Here is an 8,264-nt window from a genome sequence, read left to right as displayed (position 1 = left end):
GGAGAGGTGCACTGCGATGACGGACGAAGAGAAGCTCGTCGACTACCTGAAGTGGGTCACCGCCGATCTGCACGAGGCGCGGCGACGACTGGCCGAGGTCGAGGCCGGCCGGCAGGAGCCGGTCGCCATCGTGGGCATGGCGTGCCGGTTCCCCGGCGGGATCGGATCCCCCGAGGACCTGTGGGAGCTCGTCTCCACCGGGGGTGACGCCATCTCCGGTTTCCCCGCCGACCGCGGCTGGGACATGGACGCGCTCCGCGACGGCCGCAGCGCCACCGACCAGGGCGGGTTCCTGGAGGGCGCGGGCGACTTCGATCCCGGGTTCTTCGACATCTCCCCGCGCGAGGCCGTCGCGATGGACCCCCAGCAGCGCCTGCTGCTGGAGGTCTCCTGGGAGGCGCTCGAGCGGGCCGGGGTCGACCCGCGTGGCCTGCGCGGCAGCCGCACCGGGGTGTTCGTCGGGACCTCCGGGCAGGACTACATCCACCTGGCACTGGCCGCGGACGTCGACATGGAGGGGCACGCCTCGACCGGCCTGGCCGCCAGCGTGATGTCCGGCCGGTTGTCCTTCGCGCTCGGTCTGCAGGGCCCGGCACTGACCGTGGACACCGCCTGCTCGTCGTCGCTGGTGGCGCTGCACCTCGCGGCGCGCTCGCTGCGCGACGGAGAGTGCTCGCTGGCACTGGCCGGGGGCGTGACCGTGATGTCGACCTCGGCGAACTTCAGCTCGTTCAGCCGCCAGGGCGGCCTCGCCCCGGACGGGCGCTGCAAGACCTTCGCCGACGCCGCCGACGGCACCGCGTGGTCCGAGGGCGTGGGGGTGCTGCTGGTGGAGCGGCTCGCCGACGCCGAGCGGCTCGGGCACCCGGTACTGGCCGTGGTCCGCGGCAGCGCGGTGAACCAGGACGGCGCCTCGAACGGCCTGACCGCGCCGAACGGCCCCTCCCAGCAGCGGGTCATCCGGGACGCCCTGGCCGCGGGCGGTCTCGGCCCGGCCGACGTCGACGTCGTCGAGGCCCACGGCACCGGAACCCGCCTCGGCGACCCGATCGAGGCCCAGGCGGTACTGGCCACCTACGGCGCCGAGCGCGAGCGACCCGCGCTGCTGGGCTCGGTGAAGTCGAACCTGGGTCACACCCAGGCCGCGGCCGGCGTCGCCGGGCTGATCAAGATGGTGCAGGCGATCCGACACGGGACCGTGCCCGCGACACTGCACGTCGACCGGCCGTCCTCCCACGTGGACTGGACACAGGGCGCCGTCGAGCTGGCCACCGAGTCGCAGCCCTGGCCGGAGACCGGCCGGGAGCGCCGGGCCGCGGTGTCCTCGTTCGGGATCAGTGGCACCAACGCCCACGTCATCGTCGAACAGGCACCGCAGACCGGCCCCGACCCCGAGGCGGACACCGGCACCCCCGTCCCGGGCCTGGTCCCGTGGGTCGTCTCCGCCCGGACCCCGGACGAGCTGGACGCCCAGATCGAGCGGATCGGCGCGCTCGCCGCCCCCGGCGGCCCCTCGGCGACCGACGTCGGTTTCGCGCTCGCCACCGGCCGGACGCTGTTCGACCACCGGGCGGTGCTCGCGCCGACCGCCGACGACGTACGTGAGCTCGCACGTGGCAGCGCCGCGCACGCAACGGGCAGCGTCGGCGTCCTGTTCTCCGGCCAGGGCTCGCAGCAGCTGGGGATGGGCCGGGAGCTCGCCGCCCGCTTCCCGGTGTTCGCCGAGGCCTTCGACGCGGTCTGCGCCGAGCTCGACCCGCTCCTGGGCCGCCCGTTGCGCGAGGTCGTGTGGGGCGACGACGAGTCGGTGCTGCAGCAGACCGGATGGGCCCAGCCCGCGTTGTTCGCCGTCGAGGTCGCGCTCTACCGGCTGGTCGAGTCGTGGGGCGTGCGGCCGGGGATGCTCGCCGGGCACTCGGTCGGCGAGATCGCGGCCGCGCACGTCGCCGGGGTCCTCTCGCTCCCCGACGCGGCCCGGCTCGTCGCCGCCCGCGGACGGTTGATGCAGGCCCTGCCGGCCGGCGGGGTGATGGTGTCGGTCCGCGCCACCGAGGACGAGGTGACGCCGCTGCTCGAGGGCGTCGTGTCGGTGGCCGCGCTGAACACCCCCGGCGCGGTCGTGCTCTCCGGCGCCGAGGACGCCGTCGACGCGGTGCTGGCCGGCCTGGGCGGGCGGCGCAGCACGCGGCTCTCGGTCAGCCACGCGTTCCACTCCCCGCTGATGGACCCGATGCTCGAGGACTTCCGGGCCGCCCTGTCCCCGATCGTGTTCGGCGAGCCCACCATCCCGGTGATCTCCGACGTCACCGGCGAGCCGGCCACCGACCTCGGCGCCGACTACTGGGTGCGCCACGTCCGGGAGACCGTCCGGTTCGCCGACGGCGTCCGCGCGATGTCCGCCGCGGGCGTGACCACGTTCGTCGAGGTCGGGCCCGGAGGTGTGCTCGCCGCGGCGGCCGCCCAGTCGCTCCCGGCGTCGGCCACGGTGGTCCCGCTGCTGCGCCGTGACCGCAGCGAGGAGGAGTCCGCGGTCGCCGCGCTGGCCGGGATGCACTCCGTCGGCGTCGCCGTCGACTGGCCGGCGCTGTTCGCCGGCACCGGGGCCCGGTGGGTGGATCTGCCGACCTACCCGTTCCGCCACGAGCGCTACTGGCCACGGCCGGCGACGACGGGACACCCGCTGCTCGGCCCGCCCGTCCCGGTCGCCGGTACCGGCGAGACGGTGCTGACCGGGCACCTGTCGGTGCGCTCGCACCCCTGGCTGGCCGACCACGTCGTCGGCGGGCACGTCATCATGCCCGGTGCGGCCACCGTCGAGCTGGTGAACCGGGCCGGCGACGCGGTCGGCCGGCACCGGATCGAGGACCTGACGCTGGTCGCGCCGGTCGTCCTGCCCGACCGTGACGCGGTGACGGTGCAGGTCCGTGTCGGGGAACCGGACGGGCACGACCGCTGCGAGATCACCGTGCACGCCCGCCCGGACGGCGGCGAGTGGATGGTGCACGCGGTCGGTTCCCTGGCGGGCGACCCGGTCGACCTCGGCTTCGACGGCGGCGTGTGGCCGCCGGCGGGCGCGACCGAGGTCTCGCTCGAGGGGTTCTACGAACGCTACGCCGAGACCGGCCTGCAGTACGGGCCCGCCTTCCGGGGTCTTCGGTCGGTCTACACCCGCGGGGACGAGGTGTTCGCCGAGGTCGTCGCGCCGGAGTCGGCCGCGACGGCGAACGGGTACGGGCTGCACCCCGCACTGCTCGACGCCGTCCTGCACGCCAACGTGTTCATCGGCCGGGGCGACGGCGGCGCACTCCCGTTCGCCTGGAACGGAGTGTCGCTGCACCGCAGCGGGGCCTCGGTGCTGCGTGCCCGCCTGCGTCCCGGCACGGGCGACGGCGTCGAGATCGCCGTCACCGACGCCGAGGGCGACCCGGTGCTGTCGGTGGCGTCGCTGGTCGTGCGGGCCGCATCCGGCGCGGGCGCCGGGACCGCCGGTCAGCTGTCCGGCATCCGCTGGGTGCCGGGTACCGCGGCCCAGCCCGCCACCGGGACCCGCTGGGCCGTCGTCGGTGGCGACGAGCTCGACCTCGGCTACGCCCTGCACCGGGCGGGGGAGGCCGTGACGGCCTACGCCGACGCCCTGGGCGGCGCGGTCGGCGAGGACGGCTCGCTGCCGGACGTCTTCCTGGTCCCGCTGGGCACCGCAGGCGCCGGGGAGGACGACGTCGACGTCCCGGCCACCGCGCACACGCTGACCCATCGGGTGCTCGCGCTGCTGCAGGAGTGGCAGTCCACCCCGGCGCTCGCGGCGACCCGGCTGGTGTTCGTCACCTGCGGCGCCGTCTCCGTCGACGCCGAGCCGCTGCGCGACCCGGCCGCCGCGGCGGTGTGGGGCCTGGTGCGCGCCGCCCAGGTGGAGATCCTGGGCGCGAAGCTGCTGCTGGCCGACCTGGACGACGCGTTCGCCTCGGCGTCGGTGCTCCCCGCCCTGCTCGGTGCCGACGAGCAGCAGGTCGCGGTGCGCGACGCCGCGGTGCGGGTGGCCCGTCTGGCCCCCCTCAGCGCCGGGCCGGACCTGGTGCCGCCCGGACCCGTCTGGCGGCTGCACCCCGCCCGGCCCGGCAGCATCAGCGGGCTCGAGCTCGTGGAGTGCCCGGAGGTCACCGAGCCGCTGACCGGCCGCCAGGTGCGGATCGGCGTCCGGGCGGCCGGGATGAACTTCCGCGACGCCCTCACCACGCTGGGCATGTATCCCGGGGAGGCCGGGCTGCTCGGCGGGGAGGCCGCGGGCGAGGTCACCGGGACCGGTCCGGAGGTGACCGGTCTGCGCACCGGCGACCGCGTGACCGGCCTGGTCTTCGGCGGGTTCGGGCCGATCGGCGTCACGGACGAGCGTCTGCTGGTGCGGGTGCCGGAGCCCTGGTCCTGGGCGCAGGCGGCGTCGGTGCCCCTGGTGTTCCTCACCGCCTGGTACGCGCTGGTCGACCTGGCCGGCCTGCGTGCGGGGGAGAAGGTCCTGGTGCACGCCGGCGCCGGCGGGGTGGGCATGGCCGCGATCCAGATCGCCCACCACCTCGGGGCCGAGGTCTACGCCACCGCCAGCGACGCCAAGCAGGACGTGCTCCGCGACCTCGGTGTCGCCGACGACCACATCGCCTCCTCGCGCACGACCGACTTCGCCTCGGCCTGGGCCGGCGCCGGCATCGACGTCGTGCTCAACGCGCTGTCCGGTGAGTTCGTCGACGCCTCGCTCGGGCTGCTCGGCGACGGTGGCCGGTTCGTCGAGATGGGCAAGACCGACGTCCGCGACCCGGACGCCCTGCCCGGTGTCGCCTACCGGGCGTTCGACCTGATGGAAGCCGGCCCGGACCGGATCGCGGCGATGTGGCAGACGCTGCTGGAACTGTTCGAATCCGGGGTACTGGCCCCGTTGCCGGTGCGTACCTGGGACGTGCGCAGCGCCCGGGCCGCGTTCACGCACATGAGTGCCGCCCGCCACGTCGGCAAGCTGGTGCTGACCGTGCCGCCGGCCCGCGACCCCGACGGCACGGTGCTGATCACCGGGGGCACCGGTGGTCTCGGCGCCGAGCTGGCCCGGCACCTGGTCTCCGAGCACGGCGTGCGGCACCTGCTGCTGACCGGGCGCCGCGGCCCGGACGCCCCGGGGGCCCTGGAGCTGCGCGCCGAGCTGACCGCGCACGGCGCCGACGTCACGGTGCTGGCGGCCGACGTCGCCGAGCGCGACGAGGTGGCCGCGCTGCTGTCCACCATCCCCGACGAGCACCCGCTCACCGCCGTCGTGCACGCCGCCGGTGTCCTCGACGACGGCATGCTCGACTCGCTGAACCCCGACCGGATGGACGCGGTCCTGCGGCCCAAGGTCGACGGCGCCTGGCACCTGCACGAGCTCACGGCCGAGGCCGACCTGTCTGCGTTCGTCCTGTTCTCCTCGATCTCCGGGCTGATCGGTGGCCTCGGACAGGGCAACTACTCCGCCGCGAACACGTTCCTGGACGCGCTCGCCGAGCACCGCCGCGGACTGGGACGGGTGGGGACGTCGCTGGTCTGGGGCCCCTGGGACAGCGAGGCCGGCATGGTCGGCGGGCTCACCGACGCCGACCGTGCGCGGATGAGCGGATCCGGGATGCCGCCACTGCCGGTCGAGCGCGGACTCGCCCTGTTCGACGCGGCGCTGACCACGGCCGAGCCGGTCGTGGTGCCGGTACGGCCGGACGTCAGGGGGCCGGCCGTGGCCGGCGCCGTGCCGTCGGTGCTGCGCGGCTCGGGAGCGGCGACGCGCCGGACCACCGAGACCACATTGGACCGGCTCCGCGGCCTCGACGCCGACGCCCGGGAGGAGCTGCTGCGCGAGCTGGTCATCAGCCGTGCGGCTTCCGTGCTCGGGCACACCGACACGACGGCGATTGACCCGCGCCAGGAGTTTCTCTCCCTGGGGTTCGACTCGCTGGTCGCGGTCGAGCTGCGCAACCACCTGGCGGGCGAACTCGACCTGACGCTGCCCGCCTCGGTGGTCTTCGACAACGAGACCCCCGACCGGCTCGCGTCCTGGTTGCACGAGGAGCTCGCCGGGCACCTGGTCGCGGCGGACGCACCGACCGAGGGCGGGCAGCCGGCCGCCGTCGCGGTGGACACCGACTCGGAGGAGACCCTGGTCGGGTTGTTCCTCGCGGCGGTGCGCCGGGACAAGAGCGTCGAGGCGATGCAGATGCTGGACGCGGTCGCCGCACTGCGTCCGACGTTCAGCCGGACCTCGGAGCTCGAGCGGCCCGCCTCCCCGGTGGTGCTCGCCGACGGGCCGACCACACCGAAGCTGATCTTCGTCAGCGCGCCGGGAGCGACCGGCGGCGTGCACCAGTACGCGCGGCTGGCGGCGCACTTCCGTGGCCGCCGCCGGGTGCTCGCGCTGCCGCTGGTCGGGTTCGAGCCCGGTGAGACGCTGCCGGCCACCGGCGAGGCGGCGATCGAGTCGGTCGCCGAGAGCGTGCTCCGGGCCGCGGACGGAGCACCGTTCGTGCTGGTCGGGCACTCCACCGGCGGTTCGCTGGCCTACGAGGCGGCCGGGTTGATGGAGGAGCGGTGGGGGGTGCAGCCGGAGGCGGTGATCATGCTCGACACGATGAGCCTGCGCTACGCCGAGGGGGAGGGCGCCGACTACGAGGGCGTCGGCCGCTACTACCTCGCCGACATCGACTCACCGGCGGTCGCGCTCACCAGCACCCGGCTCACCGCGATGGTGCACTGGTACAACCGCGCGGCCGCGCTGCGCCCGGTGGGCGAGACGACCGCCCCCACCCTGCTGGTCCGCGCGTCGATCCCGCTGCCCGGTGGGAAGGGCCCGCAGGAGGCGCCTCCGCTGGACACCGACGCGGTGCTCACGATCGACGCCGACCACCTGACGATGGCCAAGGAGCACTCCGGTGTGACCGCCGAGGCGATGGAGGAGTGGCTCACCAGCCTGCAGGCGGCCACCCGGTGAACAGCACGGCCCCGATCCCGAACAGGAAGGATCCGTCATGACCACGAACGACATCCCGACGGTCGCCACCGGGCCGAAGCAGCGCCTGCGCCCGAGCCAGGAGATGGCGCGGCTGCAGGAGCAGGCTCCGGTGCACCGGGTGCGCACCCCGGCCGGCGACGAGGCGTGGCTGGTCACCCGGTACGCCGAGCTGAAACAACTGCTGATGGACAAGCGGGTCGGACGTTCGCACAAGGACCCCGCGTCGGCGCCGCGCTACATGGACAACCCGTTCATGGACATGCTGATCATCGAGGGTGACGGCGAGACCGGGATGCGCGAGCACACCGACATGCGCTCCACGCTGAGCCCGATGTTCTCGTTGCGACGCATCAACGCGCTGCGACCGATGGTGGACGCCTCGGCGAACGAGCTGGTCGACGCCATGGAGGCGGCCGGCCCTCCCGCGGACCTGCACCGTGACTTCTCGATGCCGTTCGCGCTCAACGTGCTCTACGGGCTGATCGGGGTCGCCCCGGACAAGCGCGGCCGGATGTTCGAGCTCCTCGGCGCGATGGCGGTGCTGACGGACCCGCAGAGCGCCCGAGATGCCGGGCTGGCGATGTCGGCCTTCCTCAACGACCTCGTCGCCGGGAAGCGGTCCGACCCGGGCGACGACGTGATCAGCCGGTTGATCGAGGCCGGGTTGTCCGACCAGGTGATCGCCACCCGGTGCGCCGGACTCCTGTTCGCCGGCCTGGACAGTGTGGTCAGCCACATCGACGTCGGCGTGGTGCTGCTCGCCGAGTACCCGGAGCAGCGCGCCGCGGCGCAGGCGGACCCCACCGTGCTCAAGCACGCGGTGGAGGAGGTGCTGCGGACCGCCTCGGCGGGCGACTCGAGCCTGCCGCGCTACGCCAACGCCGACATCGAGATCGGTGGCGTGACCATCCGCGAGGGGGACCTGGTGCTCCTCGACTTCACCCTGACCAACTTCGACCCGCGTGAGTTCGACCGTCCCTCCGAGTTCGACGTCGAGCGCCACCCGAACCCGCACATGACGTTCGGGCACGGGATCTGGCACTGCGTCGGCGCCCCGCTGGCCCGGGTCGAGCTGCAGTCGGCGTTCGTGACGCTGTTCGGGCGCCTGCCCGGGCTGCGACCCACCACCCCCCTGCTGGACCTCGACGCCGACTCGGTGTCGCTGTCCGGAGGGTTCAACCACCTGCCCGTCACCTGGTGAGGACACCCTCCAACCACGAGAACGGCCGCCCGCGGACTCCGCGGGCGGCCG

At 74.4% G+C, this 8,264-nt stretch carries 1 protein-coding gene and 1 pseudogene; both read left to right on the top strand.

Annotated features, from left to right (window positions below; translation table 11 throughout):
* Positions 1-34: 34 nt before the first annotated feature.
* A pseudogene (locus AFB00_RS29605) lies at positions 35-6,991 on the top strand (SDR family NAD(P)-dependent oxidoreductase); the annotation flags it as partial.
* Between the two features lie 37 nt (positions 6,992-7,028).
* A complete protein-coding gene (locus AFB00_RS29600; RefSeq protein ID WP_068800846.1) occupies positions 7,029-8,213 on the top strand; it encodes a cytochrome P450 in 1,185 nt (394 codons plus the stop codon).
* Positions 8,214-8,264: the final 51 nt, after the last annotated feature.

Source organism: Pseudonocardia sp. HH130630-07 (genome assembly GCF_001698125.1).
Taxonomy (GTDB): domain Bacteria; phylum Actinomycetota; class Actinomycetes; order Mycobacteriales; family Pseudonocardiaceae; genus Pseudonocardia.
The sequence above is the reverse complement of the archived record's forward strand: the minus strand, read 5'-3'. Positions and strand labels throughout refer to the sequence as shown.